Below are 23,812 nucleotides of genomic sequence, written 5' to 3' on the forward strand. Positions count from 1 at the left end.
CCTCAACACGCTGGAGTCGCTCTCTTCCGCGTTTCTCAGATTCACGGAGACAAGGCCGTCCTTGAGATTGTCCGCCAGCTGGCGGCAGCTTTCTCCGGAACTCTCGGTTCCGCCCTTGAGACCGTGTTCAAGGTGCTTGAGCAGCTGCTACCCAGCATCCAGCAGCTTGCGCCGATGTTCACGGAACTGATGCCCATCTTCATGCTTTTCGCGACCGGCCCCCTCGGTCCGTTCCTGAAGATCCTGGGCGCGGTCGGGCTGATGGGCCCCGCTCTCACCGAATTGGCGAAGCCGGTCGGGCAGTTGGCGGTGGCCTTCGGTAAGGGCCTTTCGGAGATCATGAAGGCGCTCGAACCGACGATCTTCATGATCGCTCAGGCGCTCGGCAAGGTCTTTGTTGCGATAGCACCACTTCTCCCGATGGTCGGTCAGCTGGTCGGGGTCTTCCTGCAGCTGATAGGCCCCATCGTAATGATCGCCGGTGAATTGCTTTCCCGACTGCTGGTCGGTTTGCAGCCGATCATACCGGTGATCATCCAGATGGCGCAGACTCTCGCCGATCAACTGGTTATCGCCCTACAGGAAGCCAGCCCGGCACTGTTTGCCATCGTTGACGCGGTCGTTCAGCTCCTACCTACTTTGCTGCCTTTGATACCGGCTTTCCTGCAGCTTTACCTGGCTTTCGTGCCCTTGATTTCGGTTATCGCGGAATTGGTCGTTCAGCTCCTCAACGCGCTAATGCCGATCATTGTTCCGCTCACGCAAATCATCGTCAACTTGGCTTTGACGGTACAGAACATTTTGACGGCGGCGATCACGGTGGGTGTCGGCGCGATCCGCATCATGATCGGCGTCCTGACCGCGCTGGTCGGCACGGTCGGTCAGGCGGTCGGGGGGATCGTCGGCTGGTTCGCCGGCCTCGGCGCCAAGATCACCGGCTTGTTCGCGGACGCGAGTCGGTGGCTGGTCGACGCCGGCAAAGCGATCATGAACGGCCTCTTCGGCGGCCTCAAAGAGGGCTGGAAGACCGTCTCAGGCTGGGTCGGCGGCCTCGGCAGCAAGATCAAGGATCTGAAGGGCCCCCTGCCCTACGACCGGCAGCTGCTCATCCCCGCCGGCGGGGCGATCATGTCGTCCCTGCTCGACGGCCTGCAAGCCAAGTGGCCGCAGGTCGCCACCTACCTCTCACAGGTGGCGCCGGCACTGGCCGACCTGGCCATGAACGCGGTAGGGCCCGCACCCGCCGGGGCGGTCACATCCACCGCGGGCGGCGGCTCCACGCCGGTCAACGTCCAGTTCACCGGCAACGTCTTCGCCGACTCGGCCGGAATCGCCCGCCTCGCGCGCGACATCGCGGTCCCCATCCGCAACGAGCTCAACAAGCACGCCGACCGCAACGGCGGCTCTGCCGGCATCGCCGCCTAGTCGCGGCCCGCCGCCTCACCTACCTGGTTCGGGAGCAATCGTGGTCGACTACACCCTTCCGGCGCTGTCCGTGTCCCCGGCCGACGTGTGGGGCGGGGACATCGTCGATGCCTTCGACGCCTTTGACACCGAGGTGGAGGCGCCCCGGTCGGTGCAGGCGCTCCGATCCTGGCGGGCCGCGCTCGGCAACCGCTGGTACGGCGCGGCGCGGGTGGTGGCCATCGGGTCGAGCACCACCGCCGGGTTCGGTGCCGGCGCGTTGGATCGCCGGTACACGAACAGGTTGGGTGACGCGCTGCACCGCGATTACAACCCGACCGGGGTGGTCGGCGGGGCCTATTTCATGGCCGGGGACTCCGGGTGGACGCTCACCGGCACCACCGGTACGACCGCGGTGGGCCTCGGCCTGTCGACGACGACGCTGGCGGCCGGGGCGACGATGGGCCGCACCATCAACCCCTGTACGAGCTTCACCGTCCTGTTCGAGCAGGGGCCGACCTCCGGCCAGTTCACGGTCAGCGTCGACGGCGGGGCCGCGACGACGGTCACGCCGAGCACATCCGGGTCGGCGAACCGGCACGACGGGACATGGTCCAGCGGCACGGTCGCGGCCGGCTCGCACTCGATCCTGATCACGGCGGTCGGTGCGTGCGCGATCTCTGGCGTGTACGCGCACAACGGGGACGAGTCGTCCGGGGTGCAGGTCTACACGTCAGGTAAGTCCGGGTCGGTGGCCGCAGACTTCAGCGGCGCCGCGTCGATCGCCACCAGGTGCGGGCAGCTGCTGCCCGGCCTGGTGATCCTGATGCTGGGCAGCAACGACTACGAAACCGGGGTCGCACCGGCCACGTTCGGCACGACCGTCCGCACGATCATCGACAACATCAGGGCGGCACAGTACCCGCCGCCGAGCTTCCTCCTGGTCTCCACCTACCGCCGGTTCGACGTCACCAGCCCGTCATACCCGTGGAGCGCGTACGGCGATCAGCTGCGCGACATCGCCGCCAACGACCCGATGAACTGCGCCTGGGTCGACATCGGCAGCGTCTACCCACAGTCGCAGTCCGTCGACCACTACAACATCATTTCGAGCGACGACATCCACCAGACGGACCGCGGATACGCGGAAATGGCGGACCTGCTCGCCGTCGCGTTGCGGTCCCCGCGTCTCGCCGGGATGCAGCTGGTCACCCCGGACATCGTGTCGCCGAGCTCGCTGTCCGGCCTGCTGTCGTGGTGGCGAGCAAGCACTCTGGCCCTGGCCAACAACGACCCGGTGTCCAGCTGGGCGCCGGCCGCCGGGGCGCAGACGACACCGCTCACACAGTCGGGCAGCAACAGGCCCACGTACATCGCGGCGTCAGCATCCCTGGGCGGCAAGCCGGCCGTGTACTTCGCTTCCGGCTCGTCGCAGCACATGGATACCGGGGCGTGGGCAACCTCCTACGCAGTACCGATAACCGTTTTCGTTGTCGGCCGGTTCACCTCCAGGGCCGCCGCCGCGAACTGGTGGTCGGGCCGAACCGGGGTCTACGTCTACGGCGGCATCAGCCCGTCCCTCTACGCGGTCGGCGCCGGCGCGGCCGGGGAGCTCGCCGCACGCGAAACCCCGGACATTGCCAGCTGGCACATCGTCGCCCACGTCTTCAACGGCGCGTCCAGCTCCATCGCCTGGGACTCCCGGGTATTCACCACCCGCGGCACCACCGGCACCAGCGGATCGGCGGCCCTGCCCGGCGTCCGGGTCGGCTGCAACAGCAGCGGATCGGGCAACTTCCTGACCGGCGGTCTCGCCGAACTCGCGTTCTACAACCGCGCGCTGACCACCACCGAGATCTCTCAGGTGGTCGCCTGGTTCGCCGCCTACTACGGGCTTGAGGTGGCCTGATGCCAGGCTTCGGCCTGGGCACCTTCGGCCTGGGCACGTTCGGGATCGGCGAGGATGACGATTCGATCGTCTACGACCCGGCACTGATCGGCACCCCGTCATCCGGCACCCCGGTCGACCTGCTCGCGTTCCTCGCCCTCGACAAGAACCTCGCCGACATCCCGATCCTGAACGGGGATGACGCGACGTTCGAAGGGGCCGGCACGTGGGCCGCCGGCACCGACACCACCCTCGAAATCCTGCCTTCCTCGCAGGCCTACGCCGGCACGCAGCTGGCCGTCGTCTACCGCAACACCGCCGGCACCGGCGACCCGTCGATGTTCTGGTGGTCCGCCCTCGGTTCGGTGACCGCCGATCGCTGGTACGGCGCCCTGATCTACACCCGGCCCGGATGGCAGGGGGCGCAGGCCCGCGTCGTGCAGGGCACGGTGTCGTTCATGACGGCCAGCAACACGCTGATCAGTCAGGTAACCAGCACCGTGACGCAGCGGGTCGGCCAGTTCATGCCGCTGTGCGTCGTCGGGCTGGCTCCGGCGACCGTCAGCCGACTGGTGTTCCGCGTGACCGTCCTCGACGCCCCGCAGGACGAACAGCACCGGTTCGACGCCGGCGCCGTCGACTACCTCGGCACGGACATCTCACCGCGGGTCAAGGCGTCCCCGACGTGGCGCCGCGGGCGCAGTGACGAGCTCGGCCCGGTGCAGGCATCCACCCTCACCGCGACACTCATCAACTCCGACGGGTATCTCACCCCGGACTCGACCACCGCGCCGGCGCCCTACCTCGGCAACATCGACTCAGGACAGCGGTTCGTGCTGCTCCGCCGGGTCGACGGGGTCATCTTCCCCGAATGGGCCGGGCAGACCGAGTCATGGGAGCAGACCGTCTGGGGTGGCGGCTGGTCCGAGGTCGACGTCCAGTGTGTCGACGGATCCAAGTTCTTCGGCGCCAAGGTGCTCCCACCCCTGCCCGCCGAAATCATGCTCGACCAGCCCGACGCCTATTTCCGGCTCAACGAGGAGAAGGGATCCACGGACGCCGGATCCATCGCCGGGGACGACTCACAGGCGTCGATGCTCACCTCGAAGTACGGCACCGGCGCCACGGTGTTCGGGGCGGATTCCGAGCTTCCCGAGCTGACCACCGGCAAGACGGCCGACGATGATCAGAAGTGGCTTTCGCTCAACCCGTCGGTTCCGGCCGACGGAGCGGGCAACGTCTTCGAGCTGACCGACACCGCGGCGGCCATCGCGTGGAACCCGGCCACGAACACGGTCACTCCGTGGACGTTGGAAATCTGGGCGAAAATGCCGTCGTCGACCCCGACCGAACGGATGGTGCTGTACCGCAGCTCCATCCCGACGACCGTCTCAGGGGCCGATGACACCCTGGTCGGGATCGAAGTGGCGATGACCGACGGCGGCGTCATCACGGTCAGCATCGCGGGCGCCGGCGAGGTCATCGCCACGGCGTACAACTACGCGGTAGGCGGCACCCGGCCGATCTTTGTCACGTTCACCGGCGGGAGCTGGCCGTGGACGATCCGACTGCGCACCAACGTCGAAAACATCACGCACAGCTTTTCGTCGTCACTGTTCGCCGCCGGCCGTCAGCATTACACCTACCTCGGCGGGCTGTACCGGCACTACTACCGCAACGTCAGCAACCCGTGGCGCGTGCCGGTCGGCCACCTCGCACTCTGGCAGCGGGTCCTGTCCTCCGACCGGATCGACGCGCACATGTCCGTCGGGCTCGCCGGAGGATCCACTGAGACGGAAGGCAACCGCACCGGCGGCATCGCCAACCTCATCGGATGGCCGCAGTGCTGGACCCGGGTCGACCGCGGCCTGTCCACCCTCATGCCCCGCACATGGGCGGAGACGTCCGCGCTGACGCTGGTCAACAGCGTGGCCGCGCAGGGCGGCGCAGTCGTCTACTTCGACGGCGCCGGAAAAATGGTGATGCGCAACCGGCACTACAGGGTGAACACCGAACCCGCCGCCGTGTTCACCGCCGTCGACGGAACACCGGTGGCCGCGAAACAGTTCCGGCCACGGAAAGACGATCAGTACATCGAAAACGTGGTCAGGGTGAAGCGCACCCAGGGTGCCGCTTCCATGCTGTACGACGAGGCATCCATGGCCCGGTACGGGGCGCGCCCATCCGACGACATCGAACTGTCGGTGGTGTCGGAAGAGGAACCGATCGCCGCGGGCAGGTTCCGGCTGGAAGCGCGCGCGACGAACCGCGCGCGGGTCGCGACGCTGATATTGCAGCCGGGGGCACGGCCGGCACTGTGGCCACTCGCCCTCACCCTGGAAATCGGAGACAGGATCCAGGTCGTCGGCCTTCCCGACCTCGCACCGTCGACCACGCTCGACTGCATGGTCGAGTCAAAGTCGTTCTCTTCGCAGGGCCCCACCCGCAACGTTGAGGTCGAGCTCGGCCTGTCACCGTGGAACACGAACCTGTACGAGATGGCGGAGCTTTACGAGGCCAACGAGCCGACCGACCTGACCCGCTCCACCCTCGGTGAGGCGAAGACCCGGCTGGGATGGTATTAGGTCAATGGCAACTGTTCCATCATCGCGGACGTGGGGATCACGCGACAAACTCACGTCGCTACGGTTCAACGAAATATCCGCCTTCCTGCGGTTCCTCGACGGCCGACAGGGCGGATTCTGCGAGCTCAACCAGTCTCTCATTCAGAACGTCCCCAATGACACGGACTACCCGATCGTGTTTCAGGACGAGGTTGTCGACCGGGACGGCGGCCATTCCGACCTGACGCAGATCGGCCGCTACTACGCACAAACAGACGGCTGGTACATGGTCTCAGGCGTCATCGCGTTCGAAGTGCATTCGACGGGCTACCGGAGCGCGAAACTGATCCGCTACGACGCGAACAGCGGGACGTGGGTTCCCCTGTGCGCGGCGATCCGACCTGCGGTGTCCGCCTTCGCAACCCTGGTGCCAGTCGGTTCACGGCTGGTGCAGATGACCGTGGGCCAGTCCATCGAACTCGTCGCGCGCCAGACGTCGGGAACGACACTGAACACGACCGTGACCGACGGAGCTTCGGGCCTGTCCGTGGTCTACGTGGGGGCGCTCTAAATGGCAACGGTCCCGTCTATTCGCACCTGGACAAACGAGGTCCTGACCGCAGCGAAGATGAACGAGATCTCATCGATGATGGATTTCCTTCGGGACTGCGACGGCGGGCTGTGCCGGGCGTTCGCCACGGGCACGCAGTCGATAGCGACATCCTCTGACATTGCAATCACCTTCGGGTCGGCCAGTCCGAACGTCGACAACATGTGGTCGAGCGGCGACCCGACCAAGATTACAGCGAACACCGCGGGCTACTACGCGATCGCCGGAGTGGTCGCTTTCGCCGCTAACTCGACAGGCGGCCGGTTCGGGAAGATGAAGCGCAACGGCACAACGCTGCGCGCCGCATCCGTTCCAGCGCTCGCCAGCCCCGTCGAAACCTTTATCGATATGGCACTACGGGTCGTTCACATGGACGTCGGGGAGTACATCCAGCTGTTCGCCTGGCAGAACTCAGGCGGATCGCTGAATACATCAACTAACGACGGAGGCTGTCAAATTTCAGTGATCCGTCTCGCATCTTAAAAATAGGGGGCGGCTCGTGTCGTGGGGCTGGGTAGCAATTCTGGCCGTTGAGGCGGTCATTGGTGTTTCTGTGTCGTGGGCGGTGACTCGGATCGGTCGTACCGTCCGGGGGATCGCGAGTGAGCAGGCGGCGATCCGGGACGTGGTGTGCGGTCAGCCCGCTGACCCGTGGCGGGGCGAGGACGAGGTTCCGGGGATCGCTACGCGGATGCGGGCGGTGGAGGAGCGGACCCGGCAGCTGCTGCCGAACGGCGGCTCGCACCTGGCGGATGCGGTCCACCGCACCGAGGCCGCCGTGGCGACGCTGACCGTCCGCTACGAGGACCACGTGCGGAACCACCCGGGGCCGGGTGCGCCGTGAGCGGCCAGTGGTGGGACGAGACCGGGCCCGGCGGACACCGCGCTCGGCGGATCGACCGGGCGACATGGATGGACGCCGAGGCCGAGGTCGACGCCCGGATGCGTGCCGCTGGTGAGCGGCCGACGCGGGCGGTGGGTCGGAGGTCGGCGGAGGACACCGCGGGCCGGCTCCGGACCGCCGCCGTACTCGCCGTCGCCGCAGTGATTCCGGCCGTGGTCGCCATCTGGTCTCTCTGGTCGCTGGGGGTCGTGCGGTGAGCTACCCGACCCGCTACCCGGGTGCCGTGTGGCGGCCGGTGCGGAACTACACGGCCGGCGGGATCGTCGTGCCCACCCGCGGGCTGATCGTGCACGTCCAGCAGGGCAACGGCTCCCTGTTCGGCTGGTTCGACAACGCGGCCAGCCAGGTCAGCGCACATCTGTGGGTGTCCAAGACGGGCGCCGTGGAGGAGTACGTGCTCCTCACGGATCGGGCGTGGGCGCAGGCCGCTGGAAACCGGTTCTGGATCAGCGTGGAGTGCGAGGGCTTCACCACCGAGGACTACACCCCGCAGCAGCTCGGGCGACTCGCCGAGATCTACCGGTGGGGCATGGCCGAGTTCGGCTGGCCGGCACAGATCACCGACGACCCGAACGGCTACGGCCTCGGCACCCATCGGATGGGCGGCGCCTCCTGGGGTGGCCACGCCTGCCCCGGGGACCTGCGTGCCGGCCGCCGGACCGACATCCTCGCCGCCGCCCGCGGCTACCCCACATCCCCTCCACCGTCCGAGGAGGACGACATGCAGCTGTCCGACGAAGACGTTGCCCGGATTTCCGCGCGGCTTCGCGCGGACCTGTTCGCCGAGGTCCTCACCGCGGCCGGCGAGAAGACGCCGATCCGGCAGGGCTCCGCCGGCATGACTCTCGGGTCTGTCTACCTGAAGGCGGGTGACCTGCAGTCGCGGGTCTACGCACTGGAGACCGAGGTTGCCCGGGTCGGCAGCTACCTCAGCACCGACGGAGCGCTGGTCGCCTGGACCCGGGCGATCGGCACCGACCTCGCCGCGGTCCGCGCGGACGTCGCCCGGCTCACCGCCGGCGACGGCGGCGCGGTGGACCTCACCGCTGTGCTCGCCCGGCTGGACGCGCTGTCCGCCCGGCTCTCCAGCCTCACTCTCACCGTCGCCCCCGGAGGCACCACGCTGTGACGACCATCGTCCGCATCCCGGAGACCCCGGACCTGCCGTACAGGTTGGGTCGGCACATCCGTCACGATCGGCGGTCGCTGCGGTTCGCGGTCGCCGGGGTGCCCACCAGCGCGCTGGAGTCCAAGCGATGGACACGGCGGGTTCCGGTGTTCGACCAGGGCAGCCTCGGGAGCTGCACCGGTCAGGCCGCAGCGGGGTGGGTCGGAACCGACAACGCCGTGCGTGACGGTGCGTCCGTCTCGCCGGTCAACGGACGTCGGGTCGACGAGCTGTTCGCCGTGGCGTTGTACGGGGTCGCGACGCAGGTCGATGACTACCCGGGCACCTACCCGCCCACTGACACGGGGTCCGACGGGCTATCCGTCGCCAAGGCGCTGCAGCAGGTCGGCCTGTGCTCGACCTACAGCCACGCCTTCAGCCTGCAGGCGATGCTGACCGCGCTGCAGGCGGGCCCGGTGATGGTCGGCACCGTGTGGCTCACCGAGATGTTCACCCCGGCCGGCGACGGCCGGCTCCGGATCCGAGGCAACGCCGAAGGTGGTCACGAGTACCTCGTCGACGAAATCGACGTGGACCGCAAGCGGGTGTGGCTGACCAACAGCTGGGGCCCTGGCTTCGGCCTCGACGGCCGCGCCTACCTGACGTGGGCCGACATGGACGCGCTGCTGCAGCGGCAGGGCGACGTCACCGTACCCACCCCGATCCCGGCCGCACCCGTCCCCGTGCCGGTGCCCGTCCCCGTGCCGACCCGTCCCGACGCCGCCGACCTGGCGTTCGCCGGCGCCTACGCGACGTGGGCCGTGGCCCGCGGCTTCTGACCGTCCCCTGCTTACCCCTCCCCAAACTCGCCTCTCGGAGGTTCTGTCATGCCCCTGATCGCCCCGTCCCTGCCGGAAACTGCCCGGCTGTCCCTGCCCGCACGGGAGCCGGCCGCGCTGCTCGGTGGTGCCCAGGCCGTACTCGCCGCGGTCCTGCCCTTGGCCGCCTTCTGGGTGGACGCACTCACTCCCGGCCTGCAGGGTGCGATCCTCGCCGTATCCGCTGCGCTGTTCGCCATCATCGGCGCGGTGAAGGTCCAGGCGGCCGGCGGTGAGCGTGTGAACCCTGCGCTGTTCTACGGCTTCTTCCAGGTGGTGATCCCGCTGGGCGTGCTGCTCGGCCTGGACCTGCCGGCCGGTTTCGATGCCGTGTTCCTGGCCGCCGTCGCCACCGTGCTCGGCCTGTGGACACGCAACGAGGCCACGCCGCGCGCTGCCCTGCGCCCGGCCGGGTAGCCTGCCCCGGCCCGTCTCGGGCAACCACACACAAGCGGCCTGCCACCCCCGTCTGTCGGGGGTGGCAGGCCGCTTTTCGCATGCCCGGAGACGGGCCGGCACTTCAGTCGTGTGCGGGGTTACAGGTTGTTCGCGGCCTCGGTAGCCGTCGGAGCGCCCGTCCCGGCGATGTTGTCCCGGCCGGAGAAGAATGCGTCGTCTGACCAGGAAATCTGGTCGAGGTTGGCGGAAAACCATCTGCCGTTGAGACCTTGGCGGACCTCGCCAATGAGCCGGTTGCCGATGTAGACCTTGGCGTTCTTCTCGTCTATGTGCTCGATCCGTCGGTGCGGCCGAGCCGACTCGTCGTGATCCATGTCTGGTTCCTCTCGCGTGGTTGAACGGCGTGGACGTCCGCGTCCGGGCCGGCTTCTCCACCAGCTGTCGAACTCGGCGATCGGCCACACCGGGTGGGCCGAGTCGGGGTTCAGCGCCGCGGGCGGGGCCGGGTGCCGGTCTGGGTCCTGCTGGTGGCGTTCCTGGGCGCGTTGAAGTGCGCGGGTGATGGCCGACTGGGCGACGCCGTACCGGCGGGCGAGCTCGGCGCGGGTCATTGGTGGATCGGTCACGGTGCTCCTTGGCGGCGGTCCGGGCCCGCCAACCGCGGGCCCGGCGGGGATGGTCAGGCGAACGACAGCAGGTAGTCGGGGTTGTCGTTGCAGCGGGCGCAGACCTTGCCCTCGATGCCGGAGGAGTCGAACCGGGTGTAGCGGGCTCCGCCGCCGTGGCATTCGGCGCACTCGCCACCCGGCTCGTACGGCTCGCGGGCCGGCGGGGTGTACTTCAGCCGCTGGTAGGCGATGCGGGCGGTCGGCTTGTAGTGGTAGATGGCGCTGCCCTCGGGGTCGTCGCCGCCCCAGTCGCCATCCACGGTGAAGCTGCCGACGGTGCCCCCGGTGTAGGTGACGACCGCCCATCGGGTGGTGGTCGTTCCGTCCGACAGGGTGTCGACGTACTCGTCGAGGCGGGCCCGCTGGCCCTCGCCGAGGCCCTTGTCGTACAGGTTGCTGACCTTCCGGCTGGTCACCTTCAGATCCTTCACCCGCGCGGCTTCGGCGTCGGCGGCGTCCCGGCGGGCCTGCTCCCGGCGGGCCTTCGCATCCTCCCGCTTCTGCGCAGCCGCCTGCCGCGACTGGAACGCGGCCTGCTCCGCGTCACGGGCAGCGGCGTCGCGGGCGCGCCGCTCGGTCGCGGACTCCAGCCGGTTCTCGGTGCAGTTCAGGCGGGCGGCGTGGCGGGGCTCCCAGTGGCCCGTACCCTCGCGGACCATGACGACCTCGGCCGGGTCGGGTGCCCGGTAGCCGTTCGCGTCGAGCAGCTCGACACCGCACAGCCCGCAGTTCAGCGGGCCGTTAGCGAGAAGCCGGGGCGGGCAGGTCTGCCAGTGCTCAACCAGCAGGTCGTCGCCGTGGCCGACCAAGTGACCGGCCTGCGCGGGCACCCGGTTGTGACACCAGCGGCAGGCGCCGTCCTTCCGGTTCGGCCGGCGGGCTTCGGTGACGACCGTTGCCGGGCCGGTGGGTGCTGGGTGCGCTGTGAGGGCCTTGCGGATCTGGGCGCGGGTCGTCGCACCGAGCGCGGACGTCGAGTCCTTGAACGCGCGGGTCCAGATGGTGGTGAGGCCGTCTTCGCTGGCGCGGTGGAGGGTGACGGTTGCCGCGTAGCGGGCGGCGCCGTCGGAGAAGCGGGATACCGGCGCGTGGCCGATGAACGTCTTGTCCACGGCGATGATCAGCATGTCGGCGGGAACGTCGACGATGTCGCCGGGCTGCAGCCACTCGCCGGTGATGGCGAAGCCGCCGCGGGCCTGGTCGTTCAGGGCGGTGATGGTCTTGCGCCAACCGGTGAGCCGGTCCGGGATGGGCGGGACGGTGATCCGGGTCATGGTGTGCTCGCTCCTACAGGGGTGCCTTCGACGTGATCGAGCATGACAGGCACCACCCGTAATTAGCAAGCCAGCTTGCCAATTTTTCTGCAAAGGAAACCGGCCCGGAGGAGCTGCTGTCGAAGGCACCCCACCGGACCGGCCAGCACAGACTACTGGCGCACCTCAGACCGACCGCAGTCCCGGCCGCGGCGCGGGCCCGGCGGTCATCCGCCAGGACGACGTCCGCGGCCGTCGCGGCCACACCACGACATCGCCGCGCCGCTCGGGCTGCACACGTTCCAGCACCTCACCCGGCCGGTCCCGGCCGATAGCCCGGCCTGCCGGGTCCACCAGCGCGGCGACCAGCGGCCACACCAGCCGGGCCAGCAGCTCCCCGAGCTCCACCGCGCCGGTCAGCAAGTCTCCCTGGGCGTCGGGAACGAGCTTCGCCGCGGCGTTCGTGGCCATCAGCCGGGCGGCGTCCTGGGCCGACCAGCGCACCGTCGGCTGATCGGCGTGCACAGGAACCGCGACCAGCCCGTCCCATGTGCCGTCGATGTCGGCGAGGATCCGCAGTTCGGGCGCCCCGCCTCGGGCCGCGTCCCACTCGGTGTGCACGAAGAAGCCGCAGGGCCAGAACCCGGCCGGCGCCGCGGTGGGGGGCTCAGGTACCAGCACGTACGGACACCAGGACGGCAGACCTGTCAGCAGACGCTCCCGGTCGATGCGGATGTCCCGGTCTGGCGCGGGAATGTGGCGGGAGGCCAGATCCTCGTCTACCTCGATCACAGCGCGGTCGAGCCACCACGTCGACACCGCGGCCAGACGGGCAATGTCCTCCGGGTGAGTTGCGGCACTCGCGGCTGCGGCCATCGGGAGCCAGCACCACTCCGGCCACTCCGGCAGCGGCGGCACCCCCCGCTTTCCCGCCATGTCCCGCAGCGCACCGAGAAGATTCGGGTACCGGTTCCGGACCTCGACGAGGAACCGGTCAGGGTCAGCAGCCATGCGGGGAGCGTAACCAGTCGGTGTGACTGGTCAGCCGTTGAGGCGGATCGGCATCAGCAGGTACCGGTAGTCGGGGATCTCCGCCGGGTCGCCGCCGGTCTTGCCGGTGAGGATCGCGGGCTTCACTGCGGCGATCTCAGGCTCCTCGGTGGCGAACCCGAACCTCACCAGGTCGTCTTCGATGGCGCCGGCCGCGTCGAGCAGGTACGCCGGGTTGAACGAGACCTTGAGCTCGGGACCGTCGTAGGCGACCGCCAGCGTCTCGGAGGCTTGGGCCTCCCCGCCGGCGCCGGCTTCGAGCGCGAGCAGGCCGGGGGCGAAGGTGAGCTGTACCGGGGCGGTGCGGGATGCCACCAGCGCCACCCGCTTGACCGCGGCGGCCAGCGGCGGGATCTCGACCTCAGCGATCAGCGGTGTCGAATCTGGCAGCAGCTTCCGGTACGGCGGGAACGTTCCCTCGATGAGACGGGTCGTGGTCTGCCGGCCGGCGACGTCGAAGCCGGCGGACGCGGGCTCCCCGCTCCCGCGTCCTTCGGCCTTCTTCTGGCCGGCCGCGGCGATGGTGATCCGGCCTTCTCCGGCGGCGCGTGCGATGTCCGAGAGGGTGCGGGCCGGGATCAGGAGGGTGAGTGTCAGGTCCGCGTCGGGCGCCGGCTCCCAGGGGATGGTGCGGACCGCGAGGCGGTACCGGTCCGTGGCCGCGAGGGTGATCGTCTTCGGGGAGAACTCGACCCGTATGCCGGTGAGTACCGGAAGGGTGTCGTCCCGGCCGGCGGCGATTCCCACTTGGCCGACCGCGGTCACGAACAGGCCTGCGTCCACGGTGCCGAGCAGGTCCGGCATCGGGGGGAGGGCCGGGTAGTCCTCGGAGGGCAGCATCGGCAGCTTGAAGCTCGCCGAACCGGATGTGATCGTCAGCCGGGTTCCGTCCACCGCCAACTCGACGCGGGCCTTCGGCAGTGACTTGACCAGGTCGGCGAGCATCTTGCCGTTGACCAGTGCCCGGCCTTCCTCGACAACGCGGGCATCCGCGGCGCCAGTGGTAGCCACCTCGTAGTCGTAGGCCGACACCCGAAGCGCGCTGCCATCCGCTTCGAGGAGCAGGCCGGCGAGCACCTGCAACTGGGTGGTCGCTTTGGAGGGCAGAGTTCTGGCAGCCCAGGGGACGAGATCGGCGAGGCTGTCACGGTCGACGGTGAGACGCACCCTCCCATTGTGCGCCCCGGGCGAACGGATGTTCGGGTGGCGGGGCGGTCAGACCTTCACGGCTCGGGCAGTCCAAGCGTCGCGGGTGATCGTGTAGACGTGGTGGTCAGCGCCGTGGAGGAACTCCGTACGGGCGAGCGTCATCCCCAACCGCAGGGCCACCCGGATCGACGGCGTGTTCGCAGGCGCGATGGTTGACACCACCTCGGCCAGCTCGGGCCGGAGGTCGAACGCCCAGTTGATCGCTTCAGTGGCGGCCTCGGTGGCGTAGCCGCGGCCCCACCACGTACGGCCGATGAACCAGACGGCTTCGACGCCGGGCCAGTCTGGTTCGTCCCACAGGCCTGCCCGGCCGACCAGCTCGCCGGTTTCGTTCGAGATGACCGACCAAGGACCGACGCCGGTCAACGCCCAGCATCCGATGTTGCCAGCCATCGCATGCCAGATCCCGTCCCGGCTTGGGGTCGAGCCGCCGCCGATGTACCGGGTGAACTCGGGATCCGACCAGATCGCCAGGTAGGCGGGAACGTCGTCGTTGTGGATCGGGCGGAGGGTCAGACGTTCGGTGGTGAGCGTGGGGATCGTGGGGATCGTCACTGCACGGACGTTCCCACAGGAAGCGCGGGCAACGCGCGCCAGCCGTCAAGGAACGCGGCGACCGCAGGAAGCTCCCGATCGCCTGGGTGAAACGCTTCGGCGCACTGACGGAGCCTCGTGATCACGGTGTGGGTCGGTCTCGCGGCGAGGACGACCTGAGCGATTCGGGCCGCTTCCTCTGGCTCGGTGGCCCTGTGGCGGCCAGCCACGTGTGCCAGTGCCATCGTCACATCAGCGTGCTGTGACTCCTCGACGGTGAAGTCGCCGCCGCCGCGGCGGTATCCCTCGACCGCGAGTGGAGCCCACTCGGTGGCCATCGTCCGGTCGCCGAGTGTGATCGCGACGCCAGAGCGGAACATGGCGACGGCGGCCGGGCCGACAGGGGTTTCGCCAGGGATCGGGGTGTGGGTCGACGCGGTCCGCTCCATCCGGTCCAGGGCCTGCCTGGCAGCGTCATGGTCTCCGAGCTTCGCGAATGTGCGTGCCTCGTAGGCGGCGACCCTGGCGTCCATGTAGGGATCGCGGACGTTGTGGACGCGGTGCAGTGCGGCGGCGGCCTCCTGGTACCTGCCGGTGTGGTAGGCGATGCTGGACCACAGTGTCGCGACCGACATCAGGAGGACCGGCTCTCGTGTCTCCGTGGCGTACATGTCCGCGAGCCGGGTGAACCGGCGGGAGGAGCGCATGTCACCGGCGTTGAATGCCAGCCGGCCGAGGAAGTAGCTGAATTGGCCGCCCAGGGTGACCACCCGTGGTCGGGCCTGCGGGCTGATCGGGCCGTCGAGAATGTCCCGGACCTGCTGCCAGCGTCCACCGACCTCGGGCAGCAGCGCCGCATGTGGGGCTGACCCGTAGGCCCGCGCGATTTCATCCGCGTCAGCTTCGAGTTCGTCGAGGGTCGCGTCTTCCACGGCGCTGTTCATGCGCTGGTGGGTGGAGAGGGCGAGCGCGGACAGCGCACCGAGCTCGATCACCTGTCGCCGGTCCGTCTGTCTCACCTCCTCGTCGGTGTCCCTTGTCGGAGTCTGCGTGCCTGCGTCTGCCCGAGCCTGCATCGTCCGCATTCGAACGAGAGTTCGTGCTGTTCGGATCCGCTGGCCGAGGTCGGCGAGCTCCGTGCCAGTCCCGAACTCCTCGTCGTATGCCTGCAGGACGTGATGCGCGGGGAGCCGGCGGCCACCGGTGCGGATCCAACCCACGTTCTTGCGGCTGTGCAAGGTGCGGGCTTCGAGCTCCACTGCGGTAAGGCGGTGCTGCGCCTGTAGCTGACGAAACCGCTCAGCGAGCTGTTCCGTCAATGCCTCGGCATCGTCAGCGTGCACCACGTTCCCCCTCGGCCGGTCACGCGCCAGGGGTGGAACACGATGTTCCACCCCTGGAACAGACGATCTCACCCTTCACGACACAGGTCACGCACAGTGTGATTGGTCCTGCACGGCGGGACACACGCCGGCCACTTCCCCGGACCTGTAGAGGAGCGCACGTGGACAGCAGCACGGATGCGCCCGGCGGGTCCGCCGGCCGGGCGTCCGCCGAGGGCCGCCCCGAGACCACCCCATCGCCTCACCGCCTGGTAAGCGGTGCACGGGGCCAGGCCGCGGGCGGCCATGAGGTGGGGAGGGAGCCGGTCATTTCGGCCGTTGACAGTGCTCCCTCCTCACCTCTCCCGGTGCGGGTGCCACACACCAGCTGGCCGGCGGGGGTGCGCCGGCTGTCCGCCGATGGCCGCCGGGCTGTCCAACCGGTCAGCGGCCGGGCTGGCACTGGCGCCGACGAGCGGAAGTGGAGCGTGGTCGTGCTCGACGACGACGGCGACCCGCTGGAGACCGTCACCGGGTTCTCCTCGCTGGATTCGGCCGACGGCTATGCCCGGCTCAGCTGGGAGATCGTGCGGTGGACGGTCGTGCCGTCACGGCCGGTCGTCCCCGACCGGATCCCGCAGGACTGAGCCGCCCCGATCGCCACCCCACCCGCAAGTACGTAACCCCTGATGCTCCAGAGATCTCCTGACGCAGGGCATTGCGTGACCAGCTCGTGGGTGGGGTGGCCCCCGCCTGACCCGGTGCCGGTGCCGACCCGCCGGGGCAGGCGGGCTCAACCAGGAAGGACCGCCGTGCCTCTCCCAACCCCGAGGACGCCCGTCACCGAGTGGCGGTCGCCGAGTCGCAGGACGCCCGGTGTGGTGGCCCCGGTCCAGGTGGCGCGCGGCCCGTACATGGTCACGCTGACGACGTCGCATTCGCCCGTGGCCGTGGGGATGACCCCGAAGGCGTGGCTGGATTTCATCGACGCCGTGAAGCGCGGCGAGTTCGACGACTTCGCCCACCCCACGATCAACATGGAGGACGGCTCATGCCCGCAGCCATCGCTGCCCGAGTAGACGCCCCGCAGGTGCCACGAACCCTGTCCCTGGAGATCACTTACGGGTGCAATCTCGTGTGCGGCCACTGCTACGCCGAGTCGGCTCCGGGCCTGGGGCACGGGACGATGAGCCTGGGCGACTGGTACGCGCTGATCGACCTGGCGGCCAGTGTTGGGGTCGCCCGAGTGCAGCTCATCGGTGGTGAGGCCGCGTTGCATCCGGACCTGCCCGCGCTTGTCCGCCACGCCCTGGGGGCGAACCTGGGCGTCGAGGTGTACACGAATTTGACGTTCGTCACTGACACGCTGTGGGAGGTGTACGGCCTGCCCGGGGTGTCTGTCGCCACCTCCTATTACTCTCCGGAGCCTGCCGCCCATGACCAGGCCACCGGCCGGCGTGGGTCGCACGCGAAGACACGGGCGAACATCGTCAAGGCGGTGGAGCTCGGGCTAACGTTGCGTGTGGCCGTGATCGAAACCGCCTCGGAGGCCGACGCTGCTGCCGCCGAGGCGGAACTTCGCGTCTTGGGCGTAACCAGGGTCGGCCGGGACCGGGTCCGGTCGTTCGGCCGCGCCGCCGCGGGTGCTCCTGACCCTGCGGGGCTGTGTGGACATTGCGGCACTACCAGGGCTGCGATCCTCCCGGACGGCAAGCTCGTGCCGTGCGGGATGGGACGCTGGCTGTCCGGGGGAAACGTGCGGGACACGCCGCTCGACCAGCTGCTCGCCGGCGAGCAGTGGCGGACGGCGCTGGCCGCAGTACCTGCCCCCCGCGCGGCCTGCAAACCGGATGACGACAGCTGTAAGCCCAAGCTCGACGGCGGGGACTGTCCACCGGCGGAGCAGCAGGCCTGCCAGCCGGACTGGAATCGCCGATGAGCGTTGAGGAGTGGCGGGCGCACGCCCGCGCGCTGGCCGACCAGGTGACCCATCCTGGCTCCCGATGGCACGAGCAGATCGCGAACACCCCGCGGCATCTGCTCGTGCCATCCTGGTGGGAGCGGGACGGCGACGGCGGGGCGTGGATGCCACGGCACGGCGACATTGCCGGCGCCTACGCGAACCGTTCGCTGGTGACCCGCATCGGGTCGCTGCACGCGGACCATGCGGACGGCGGCGACCGGCCAAAAGGTCTGCCGACGTCGTCGTCAACGGAGCCGTCTCTGGTCCTGACGATGTACCGGTACGGGCATCTGACCCGGGGCCTGGACATTTGCGATGTCGGCACGGGCTCCGGGTACGGCGCAGCTCTGCTGGCTCGCAGGTATGGCGATCAGCATGTTGTGAGTCTGGACGTAGACCCCTACCTGGTGTCCGCCGCGGCGCGGAGGCTGGCCCGGCTCGACCTGCACCCCACGGTGCTCACAGCGGATGCGACCGCCCCGCTGCCAGGCCAGTACGACCGGATCATCTCGATGATGTCCGTGCCCAGCATCCCCCCAGGTTGGCTGACCGCGCTTCGCCCTGGCGGACGGCTGGTGACGACGATCCGCGGCACGTGGATGATCCTCACCGCCACGAAGACAGCTGACGGGGTACACGGGCAGATCGAGCGGGACTGGGCCGGGTTCATGAGCGCCCGCAGCGGCCCGGACTACCCGGCCACCATCCCCGTCGCCTGGAGCGTCCTCGCCGAACGGGAGGGCGAGAAGGTCACCACCGGCCGGTATCCGGTCCTGCACATCGCGGACGCCTGGGAGCTGTCCACCATGCTCCACCTGGCGGCGCCGGGGATCGAGCACCACTACTGGAGGGAGGACGACGGCAGGCACACGGCGCTGATGGCCCACCCTGACGGCTCCTGGGCACGCGCCACCGCGCTCGACACCGAGCCGCCGACAGTCCACCAGAGCGGGCCCCGGCGGTTGTGGGACATCCTGGATGAGGTTCGGGACGAGTGGCTCCGCCACGGCATGGCCCCGTTCCTGGGCGCCAACGTGATGATCCGCGAGGATGGGGCCATCGCGTTGCGCCGCGGGACGTGGCGGGCGGTCATCCCCGCGGCCCCGGCCCTGTAGTTACAGCTGTGGCCCGGTACCGCCCCCCGTGGGTCGGTACCGGGCCACAGTCATGCCCCCGGGATGGTCAGCTGCGGTCCGCAGCCTTGGCTGAGACCAGGCCGACCACCGTATGTGCGCCATTGAGGTCGACGGTTCGTAGCGTCATACGGTCTCGATGCGCACGCATGAGCGCGGCCTGAATTTCGAAAACGGTGGCTTCTGGGTGAATCCAGATTGCTGATATGTGCTGCTGGTATGAGCAGAATCCGCCGTCCGCGTCGGGTCTGCGGGTTCGCAGCCTGACAACGATCTTGCCTTGGCTGTTTCGGCATGCGTCCATAAAAACGAACGCCGAGAATCGGAACTGGTCCAGAGCTTCCGCCGCGGCGATGGCGCTTGTACCGGCGTCCAGGGTGACGGTAACTGCGCCGGGGGACGTGTGGATGGTGTAGGCCGCCGTCATCCGGCCCTCCTCCCGCAGGTGGGACTACTGCTCCTCCCCGTCGGGAGATGAGGCCACCATACGCCGAGTGCTGCGTCTGTGGCATACGACGTATGCCCCTATGGTCGCAAACATGGATGGTCTCGCGGAGTTGGGTGAGCTCGTCGACTCCGTAGACATACGGGTGATGCTGGGGTGGGCGCGCGGCGGAGAGCCCGTCAATAGGTCAAGCGCCGCGAAAGTGGTCAACGATTACCGGTTCCCGCGTCCGGCGCTTTCTCACCCGCCGGATGATCCCGAGAATCCTCGTTACCGGCTCTGGTATCTGGCAGACGCGGAGCGGTGGCTGGACGCCAACCGGACCGGTTGGCGCAGACACAGGCCGGTGGTAGACCCGCCGGTGCCCGAGGATGCGCCGACGACACGGGCGCAACTTGCCGCTGGGACGCAGAGCCTCCGATAAGGCGCCCCCGGGGGTGGCCCCGGGTGCCCGACGCCAAGACAGGGGGGATAGTCGGCGGCGTCGGACACCCGGCTGTCGGCCTACACCGTGCAGCTCGCCCCTCCGACGAGCTGCGTGGCGTGAAGTCGACGTGCACCTTCCATAACGCCACCCCCAATGCTGTGGAACCGTGCGACTTGCGTGACGGAGAGCATCTGCCCAGGTCATTGCCATGTCGATACCGACTCGGATCTGTTGTTGACACGTAGCTAACAGTCGTCGGCTATGTCCAATTTTCGGGGGATCAGCCCGGATCCTCGCGTGTGCCTGACACTGCGTCAGGCTGCGCGAGGCTGCTGTCAGGCTCGGCCGGCGTGCCGGCGGCGTCGAGGTTGACGCACGGCACGTCGAGGTCGGGTGCGCCCACGGGCATCGCGCGGAGTTTCACGCCGAGTTCGGCGGCGGCGCGGACGAGTGCGGTTTCGAGCGCGGGCCAGAGCGCGAGGGGTGCGGGCCCGGCTTGGATGGTGATGCCGGTGCGGCGGCGCGGGTCCTCAGTCATGGCGCTCCTGTCCGAGGGCCTGCCGGGCCCGGTTGATGATGTCGGGCAGGGTGACGATCCGGGTGCGGGGATCGGTGACGTCGTCGAGGCCGATAAGCCAGTCGGCCAGTGCGCGGAGCTTCTCGTCCTGCTCCAGGCGGGCTTCGTACTCGGCGGCGGGGACGGATGCGCCCATGCCGCCGATACCGAGGGCGTCGAGGGCGTCGAGCATGGCGTCGACGGCGGTGTCTTCGAGGCCGGCGGGGACTTCGGCGGTGACCTCGACCATGCGGGGTGCGCGGGCGGCACGTGGCTCAGGCGTCGGCACGATCGCGCGGCGGCCGGCGTCGGTCAGGGCTGCCGGTGCCGTGCCGTACTTCCGGATCGGGCCGGGGCTGGCGAGCAGGCCGGCGAGGATGAGCGCGCTGACGGCGCGGGAGTTGATCCGCTCTACGGTGATGGCGTCGTGCAGGGCGGGTACGTCCTCGTACCGCCGCCACCGCCCGTGGCCGGCGGCGACGAGTGCGAGGACCTCACGCTGACGCGGGGTGAGGCGGTCAGTCGGCACGGGTGGCCTCCAGGTCGGCGACATGGGTCCGTACGGCGGCCACCTGCGCCTCTGCAATGAGCGCGGCGTCAAGGGCCTCTCCCTGTTGCGCCAGCTCGTCGACGGCGGACTTCGCGCGGCGGCGGCATTCGGGGCAGGTGGCAGGCCAGTGGTAGTCGGCGGGTTCAGTCACGGCTGCACCGTCCACTGCCGCCCGCACTGGCAGGTCTGGACCACGGTGCGGCTGAGGCCCGCACGGCGGGTGGTGAGGGCGTCGGCCGGGTGCTGGCACGGCGTGGCCGGTGGTGCGGTCTGGGCCTGGCGTGGGCGGAGCAGGATGATCACGGCTGGGTCTCCTGCCACTCGGTGACGATCACGCGGCGCCAGACGTGGTCCTGCGGGTAGCCGTTGATCGTCGGGTTGTCGCACGGCGTGGACCGGACGGGACGGTGCTGGCCGCTCAGCGGTGAGTCCCAGTCCATGCACAGGTGGACGTCGTCGGCGTCCTGGAACCGTTCGCGTCCGGGGTAGGTGGCGGCGAGGCGGTGGCCCCATTCGATGCGGGTCTCGGCGATCGGTTCGGGTGTGGGCGTGGTGCCCTCGGTGGCGCTCACCGGCCGTCTCCCTCGGCGTCGCGCAGCTCCTCGACCTGGTCCAGCAGGCGCCGTCGCCCGTCGGCCCAGCCTTGCCGGTACGCATCTCGGGGCGCGGCCACGACCAGCGTCACCGGCCCGCGTGCTGTCACGTCGTCCCAGGTCGGGTGCTGCTTGGTGGCTCCGGGGGGCATCCGCTTCCGATCCCACATGATCCAGAACTCGCCACCGAGCGGGTACCAAGCGCCGATGTTGGCGCCGCTTCTGACCCACACCTCCTGCCTGCGGTAGTCGCCGTAGTGGACCACCGCGAGGGCGCCAGACCCGGCCGCAGGCTCGGGATCGCCCGCAGTGAAGACCTGCATTGTGATGGCGTCAGGCACGGCGCTCGGCATCCTCGGTGCGGGCCAGCAGCTCCCGGAGTAGCGCGACCGGGACCGCGACCGCTACCAGCTCGGCGCCGTCGTCCATGCGCCCCTGCGCGTCGAGCTCCCAGCCTTCCTCGTCGTCGGCGTCGAGTTCCCACCAAGCCCAGGCCTTGTCCCCAAGGCGGATTAGGTCGACGTCTTCGCCGTCGCGGGTGTCCCGGACGGTGGAGCCGACGGGTGCGGCGTCGGCGGTTGGCGCGTCGAGCAGGGCGCGGAGTCCCGCGATGGTCAGCTCGGTCTCAGGCACGGCTCGTCTCCTCGGCTTCGGTCCGCGAGTCGTACGCGCACGACCGGCACCACACGCCACCAGCGGGCGGGTCAGGCGCCTGCTCGTTGACGGGCGTTCCCTCTCCGCAGACCGCACAGGGTCGTTCTCCCTCGCTGGTCTCCTCGGCCGGGGCGGGCATGGGCTCGAACGTCCACGTCTCGGTCCGGCGGCCGTAGGCGGTGCGGAATGTCCCGTTGTCGACGTAGCGGTCGAGGCGCTCGGCCGCCGCGGCCTGGTGGTCGTACGGGCCGCCGAGGATGCGGTCACCGGAGAGGGCGAACCAGCCGGGCTGACGGTCGCGGTCTGCGCGGGCGATGGCGTCGGCGGCTTCCCACGCCTGGTGGACGGCGGCGGCTGGGCTTGCCCACCCGATGGCGATCACGTCGCCGGCCGGGTTGCGGGCGCACCAGCCGGCGTCACCCTCGTTCTTGACGGTGTAGCCAGGTGGCGGGTTGCGGCGGTCACTCACCTGCGGTCTCCTCGCTGGCGGCCGGGACCGGCATCCCGCCGCGCAGCACGAGCGTCACCCGTGGCGGCATGCCAGCCCAGGGCCACCACAGATCCCAGACCGCCTCACGGTCGGTCAGGAGCGCCCACGGGTCCTGCTCACAGCGGCTATGCCGGTCGGGCAGGTACGCCCATGCCGGCTGCGGGTTCTCGGCCAGCAGCTCGCGCCAGAGGCCGCCGGGGCCGACGAGCTGGGGTCCGTCATAGCGGACGACGTCCCCGTGCTGGAGGCCGGACCGGGCTGCCGGGTCGGTCAGGTCAATCTCGATCATCGGGTCTCGGTCTCCTCGCTGGTGGCCGGGGTGAGGGTGATCCGGTAGCTGGCGACCGGCTCCGGCAGGTCCTCCCAGGCGTGTACGAGGTCGGCGTCGGCGGGGAGCAGGTCGAGGACGGCCGTGGTGCGGCGGACGGTCAGCTCCATGTCGGCCTCGTACTCCAGCCGAATCCCGCCTGCGTACACGATGGTGACCGTCTGGGCGCTGCGCACTGGGCGCCAGTCGCCGGCGTAGTTGATGCGGTCGCCGGGGCGGATCTGGTCCGCGCGGACGGGGATCTCGCGCTCAGCCACGGCCGGTCTTTTCGCTGGCGGCCGGCGGAGATGGATAGCACGCGGATTGCACAAAGGGCGCCAGCCATGACCAAACGACACCTGTCGGGACCGGACAAGAGTTGAGCGAAACCCCAGGTAGGCAAACTGTGGCCGTCTGGGCCAGGCTGGACCTTACGAACCCAATCGAACTGCTAATGCGGTTTGGGTCTACAGCCCATCCGGGGTTCAAATCCCCGAGCCTCCGCCCTTGACCAGGCGCTTTGAACATTTGTTCGAAGCGCCTGGCCGCTTCTAGAACCACTTTCAAGATCAAAACCCTCTCTGGATTGCACATGGATTGCACATTCGGTGCGGACCTCATCCAGACCCCGCCCGCCGCCGGTTCCGCCGGGGAACGAACGCCTCGATCGCTGCCGCCGCGGCCTCCGCCAGCTCCTCCGCCACGACCGCGTACACGTCTCGCGTGAAGTTGGCGGAGGCGTGCCCGAGGACGTCCGCCACGAGCTTCATGTCGGCTCCGGTCGCCAGCAGCATCGTGGCGGCGCCGTGCCGGAGGTCGTGGAAGCGGATCGGGGGGAGCGGCATCGCCGCGACGATCTGGACCGCCGCCACCGGACGCCGATGCCGCCGGGCGACCCGTTCG

Annotated in this window: 31 protein-coding genes and 1 pseudogene; 14 read left to right on the plus strand and 18 right to left on the minus strand. The window is 69.3% G+C overall.

Going from position 1 to position 23,812, the window contains the following annotated elements; all coding sequences use genetic code 11:
* The 10 genes and pseudogenes from FREUN1FDRAFT_RS28885 to FREUN1FDRAFT_RS28930 form a co-directional block, all read left to right on the plus strand.
* Window positions 1–1,425 (plus strand): annotated as a pseudogene (locus FREUN1FDRAFT_RS28885) (hypothetical protein); the annotation flags it as partial.
* 40 nt (window positions 1,426–1,465) lie between these two features.
* Complete coding sequence (locus tag FREUN1FDRAFT_RS28890; protein ID WP_006543839.1) at window positions 1,466–3,313, plus strand: SGNH/GDSL hydrolase family protein; 1,848 nt, start codon at window positions 1,466–1,468, stop codon at window positions 3,311–3,313.
* A complete protein-coding gene (locus tag FREUN1FDRAFT_RS28895; protein WP_006543840.1) occupies window positions 3,313–5,877 on the plus strand; it encodes a hypothetical protein in 2,565 nt (854 codons plus the stop codon). The genes FREUN1FDRAFT_RS28890 and FREUN1FDRAFT_RS28895 overlap by 1 nt, the downstream gene beginning before the upstream one ends.
* A 4-nt stretch (window positions 5,878–5,881) precedes the next feature.
* Window positions 5,882–6,427 carry a hypothetical protein gene (locus FREUN1FDRAFT_RS28900; RefSeq protein WP_006543841.1) on the plus strand — a complete coding sequence of 182 codons (546 nt, stop codon included), beginning with the start codon at window positions 5,882–5,884 and terminating at the stop codon, window positions 6,425–6,427.
* On the plus strand, window positions 6,428–6,949 hold the full coding sequence (locus FREUN1FDRAFT_RS44350; RefSeq protein WP_006543842.1) for a hypothetical protein: 522 nt from the start codon (window positions 6,428–6,430) through the stop codon (window positions 6,947–6,949).
* A gap of 82 nt (window positions 6,950–7,031) precedes the next feature.
* A complete protein-coding gene (locus tag FREUN1FDRAFT_RS28910) occupies window positions 7,032–7,310 on the plus strand; it encodes a hypothetical protein (RefSeq protein ID WP_035954203.1) in 279 nt (92 codons plus the stop codon).
* Complete coding sequence (locus tag FREUN1FDRAFT_RS28915; RefSeq protein WP_006543844.1) at window positions 7,307–7,567, plus strand: hypothetical protein; 261 nt, start codon at window positions 7,307–7,309, stop codon at window positions 7,565–7,567. The genes FREUN1FDRAFT_RS28910 and FREUN1FDRAFT_RS28915 overlap by 4 nt, the downstream gene beginning before the upstream one ends.
* Complete coding sequence (locus tag FREUN1FDRAFT_RS45380) at window positions 7,564–8,499, plus strand: peptidoglycan recognition family protein (protein ID WP_006543845.1); 936 nt, start codon at window positions 7,564–7,566, stop codon at window positions 8,497–8,499. Before FREUN1FDRAFT_RS28915 ends, FREUN1FDRAFT_RS45380 begins: the two co-directional genes overlap by 4 nt.
* Window positions 8,496–9,317: a hypothetical protein gene (locus tag FREUN1FDRAFT_RS28925; protein ID WP_006543846.1), complete on the plus strand. Its 822-nt coding sequence runs from the start codon at window positions 8,496–8,498 to the stop codon at window positions 9,315–9,317. Before FREUN1FDRAFT_RS45380 ends, FREUN1FDRAFT_RS28925 begins: the two co-directional genes overlap by 4 nt.
* Before the next feature lie 48 nt (window positions 9,318–9,365).
* The gene (locus tag FREUN1FDRAFT_RS28930; protein WP_006543847.1) at window positions 9,366–9,773 is read left to right on the plus strand and encodes a hypothetical protein; all 408 of its coding nucleotides are present in this window, start codon (window positions 9,366–9,368) and stop codon (window positions 9,771–9,773) included.
* Between the two features lie 119 nt (window positions 9,774–9,892).
* Here the strand turns inward: FREUN1FDRAFT_RS28930 and FREUN1FDRAFT_RS28935 are convergent, their stop codons facing one another.
* The 6 genes from FREUN1FDRAFT_RS28935 to FREUN1FDRAFT_RS28960 all read right to left on the minus strand — a co-directional run bounded on the left by FREUN1FDRAFT_RS28935 (window position 9,893) and on the right by FREUN1FDRAFT_RS28960 (window position 15,812).
* Entirely contained in the window at window positions 9,893–10,381 is a 489-nt protein-coding gene (locus FREUN1FDRAFT_RS28935; protein ID WP_157475532.1) for a hypothetical protein, read from the minus strand.
* Window positions 10,382–10,434: 53 nt separating this feature from the next.
* Window positions 10,435–11,697, minus strand: a complete 1,263-nt coding sequence (locus FREUN1FDRAFT_RS28940; protein WP_006543849.1) for a hypothetical protein — start codon at window positions 11,695–11,697, stop codon at window positions 10,435–10,437.
* A gap of 165 nt (window positions 11,698–11,862) precedes the next feature.
* Window positions 11,863–12,687, minus strand: coding sequence for a hypothetical protein (locus FREUN1FDRAFT_RS28945; protein ID WP_006543850.1), 825 nt, complete (start codon window positions 12,685–12,687; stop codon window positions 11,863–11,865).
* A gap of 30 nt (window positions 12,688–12,717) precedes the next feature.
* On the minus strand, window positions 12,718–13,893 hold the full coding sequence (gene dnaN / locus FREUN1FDRAFT_RS28950) for a DNA polymerase III subunit beta (RefSeq protein WP_006543851.1): 1,176 nt from the start codon (window positions 13,891–13,893) through the stop codon (window positions 12,718–12,720).
* 48 nt (window positions 13,894–13,941) lie between these two features.
* Window positions 13,942–14,490 carry a GNAT family N-acetyltransferase gene (locus FREUN1FDRAFT_RS28955; protein WP_006543852.1) on the minus strand — a complete coding sequence of 183 codons (549 nt, stop codon included), beginning with the start codon at window positions 14,488–14,490 and terminating at the stop codon, window positions 13,942–13,944.
* Window positions 14,487–15,812 carry a hypothetical protein gene (locus tag FREUN1FDRAFT_RS28960; RefSeq protein ID WP_157475534.1) on the minus strand — a complete coding sequence of 442 codons (1,326 nt, stop codon included), beginning with the start codon at window positions 15,810–15,812 and terminating at the stop codon, window positions 14,487–14,489. The genes FREUN1FDRAFT_RS28955 and FREUN1FDRAFT_RS28960 overlap by 4 nt, the downstream gene beginning before the upstream one ends.
* 161 nt (window positions 15,813–15,973) lie before the next feature.
* Here FREUN1FDRAFT_RS28960 and FREUN1FDRAFT_RS44360 point away from each other — a divergent pair, with 161 nt between their 5' ends.
* From FREUN1FDRAFT_RS44360 to FREUN1FDRAFT_RS28980, 4 genes are all read left to right on the plus strand, one after another.
* On the plus strand, window positions 15,974–16,438 hold the full coding sequence (locus FREUN1FDRAFT_RS44360; RefSeq protein ID WP_006543854.1) for a hypothetical protein: 465 nt from the start codon (window positions 15,974–15,976) through the stop codon (window positions 16,436–16,438).
* A gap of 231 nt (window positions 16,439–16,669) precedes the next feature.
* A complete protein-coding gene (locus FREUN1FDRAFT_RS28970) occupies window positions 16,670–16,870 on the plus strand; it encodes a hypothetical protein (RefSeq protein WP_006543855.1) in 201 nt (66 codons plus the stop codon).
* Entirely contained in the window at window positions 16,843–17,730 is an 888-nt protein-coding gene (locus FREUN1FDRAFT_RS28975; RefSeq protein WP_006543856.1) for a radical SAM/SPASM domain-containing protein, read from the plus strand. Before FREUN1FDRAFT_RS28970 ends, FREUN1FDRAFT_RS28975 begins: the two co-directional genes overlap by 28 nt.
* A complete protein-coding gene (locus FREUN1FDRAFT_RS28980) occupies window positions 17,727–18,869 on the plus strand; it encodes a methyltransferase domain-containing protein (RefSeq protein WP_006543857.1) in 1,143 nt (380 codons plus the stop codon). The genes FREUN1FDRAFT_RS28975 and FREUN1FDRAFT_RS28980 overlap by 4 nt, the downstream gene beginning before the upstream one ends.
* Before the next feature lie 67 nt (window positions 18,870–18,936).
* Here FREUN1FDRAFT_RS28980 and FREUN1FDRAFT_RS28985 read toward each other — a convergent pair whose 3' ends face one another.
* The 12 genes from FREUN1FDRAFT_RS28985 to FREUN1FDRAFT_RS29035 form a co-directional block, all read right to left on the minus strand.
* Window positions 18,937–19,314: a hypothetical protein gene (locus tag FREUN1FDRAFT_RS28985; protein WP_006543858.1), complete on the minus strand. Its 378-nt coding sequence runs from the start codon at window positions 19,312–19,314 to the stop codon at window positions 18,937–18,939.
* 725 nt (window positions 19,315–20,039) lie between these two features.
* The gene (locus FREUN1FDRAFT_RS28990; RefSeq protein WP_006543860.1) at window positions 20,040–20,297 is read right to left on the minus strand and encodes a hypothetical protein; all 258 of its coding nucleotides are present in this window, start codon (window positions 20,295–20,297) and stop codon (window positions 20,040–20,042) included.
* Window positions 20,290–20,844, minus strand: a complete 555-nt coding sequence (locus FREUN1FDRAFT_RS28995) for a hypothetical protein (protein WP_006543861.1) — start codon at window positions 20,842–20,844, stop codon at window positions 20,290–20,292. Before FREUN1FDRAFT_RS28995 ends, FREUN1FDRAFT_RS28990 begins: the two co-directional genes overlap by 8 nt.
* Window positions 20,834–21,016, minus strand: a complete 183-nt coding sequence (locus tag FREUN1FDRAFT_RS29000) for a hypothetical protein (protein WP_006543862.1) — start codon at window positions 21,014–21,016, stop codon at window positions 20,834–20,836. The genes FREUN1FDRAFT_RS28995 and FREUN1FDRAFT_RS29000 overlap by 11 nt, the downstream gene beginning before the upstream one ends.
* Complete coding sequence (locus tag FREUN1FDRAFT_RS44365; protein ID WP_006543863.1) at window positions 21,013–21,168, minus strand: hypothetical protein; 156 nt, start codon at window positions 21,166–21,168, stop codon at window positions 21,013–21,015. Before FREUN1FDRAFT_RS44365 ends, FREUN1FDRAFT_RS29000 begins: the two co-directional genes overlap by 4 nt.
* A complete protein-coding gene (locus FREUN1FDRAFT_RS29005; protein WP_006543864.1) occupies window positions 21,165–21,437 on the minus strand; it encodes a hypothetical protein in 273 nt (90 codons plus the stop codon). Before FREUN1FDRAFT_RS29005 ends, FREUN1FDRAFT_RS44365 begins: the two co-directional genes overlap by 4 nt.
* Complete coding sequence (locus FREUN1FDRAFT_RS29010; protein ID WP_006543865.1) at window positions 21,434–21,799, minus strand: hypothetical protein; 366 nt, start codon at window positions 21,797–21,799, stop codon at window positions 21,434–21,436. Before FREUN1FDRAFT_RS29010 ends, FREUN1FDRAFT_RS29005 begins: the two co-directional genes overlap by 4 nt.
* On the minus strand, window positions 21,792–22,091 hold the full coding sequence (locus tag FREUN1FDRAFT_RS29015; RefSeq protein WP_006543866.1) for a hypothetical protein: 300 nt from the start codon (window positions 22,089–22,091) through the stop codon (window positions 21,792–21,794). The genes FREUN1FDRAFT_RS29010 and FREUN1FDRAFT_RS29015 overlap by 8 nt, the downstream gene beginning before the upstream one ends.
* Window positions 22,084–22,581, minus strand: a complete 498-nt coding sequence (locus FREUN1FDRAFT_RS29020; RefSeq protein WP_006543867.1) for a hypothetical protein — start codon at window positions 22,579–22,581, stop codon at window positions 22,084–22,086. The genes FREUN1FDRAFT_RS29015 and FREUN1FDRAFT_RS29020 overlap by 8 nt, the downstream gene beginning before the upstream one ends.
* Window positions 22,574–22,891, minus strand: a complete 318-nt coding sequence (locus tag FREUN1FDRAFT_RS29025; protein ID WP_006543868.1) for a hypothetical protein — start codon at window positions 22,889–22,891, stop codon at window positions 22,574–22,576. Before FREUN1FDRAFT_RS29025 ends, FREUN1FDRAFT_RS29020 begins: the two co-directional genes overlap by 8 nt.
* Window positions 22,888–23,187 carry a hypothetical protein gene (locus FREUN1FDRAFT_RS29030; protein WP_006543869.1) on the minus strand — a complete coding sequence of 100 codons (300 nt, stop codon included), beginning with the start codon at window positions 23,185–23,187 and terminating at the stop codon, window positions 22,888–22,890. The genes FREUN1FDRAFT_RS29025 and FREUN1FDRAFT_RS29030 overlap by 4 nt, the downstream gene beginning before the upstream one ends.
* Window positions 23,188–23,526: 339 nt before the next feature.
* On the minus strand, window positions 23,527–23,812 hold a 286-nt coding region (locus FREUN1FDRAFT_RS29035), incomplete at its 5' end, for a tyrosine-type recombinase/integrase (RefSeq protein WP_006543870.1).

It is taken from the genome of Parafrankia sp. EUN1f (assembly GCF_000177675.1).
In the GTDB taxonomy this organism is placed as follows: domain Bacteria; phylum Actinomycetota; class Actinomycetes; order Frankiales; family Frankiaceae; genus Parafrankia.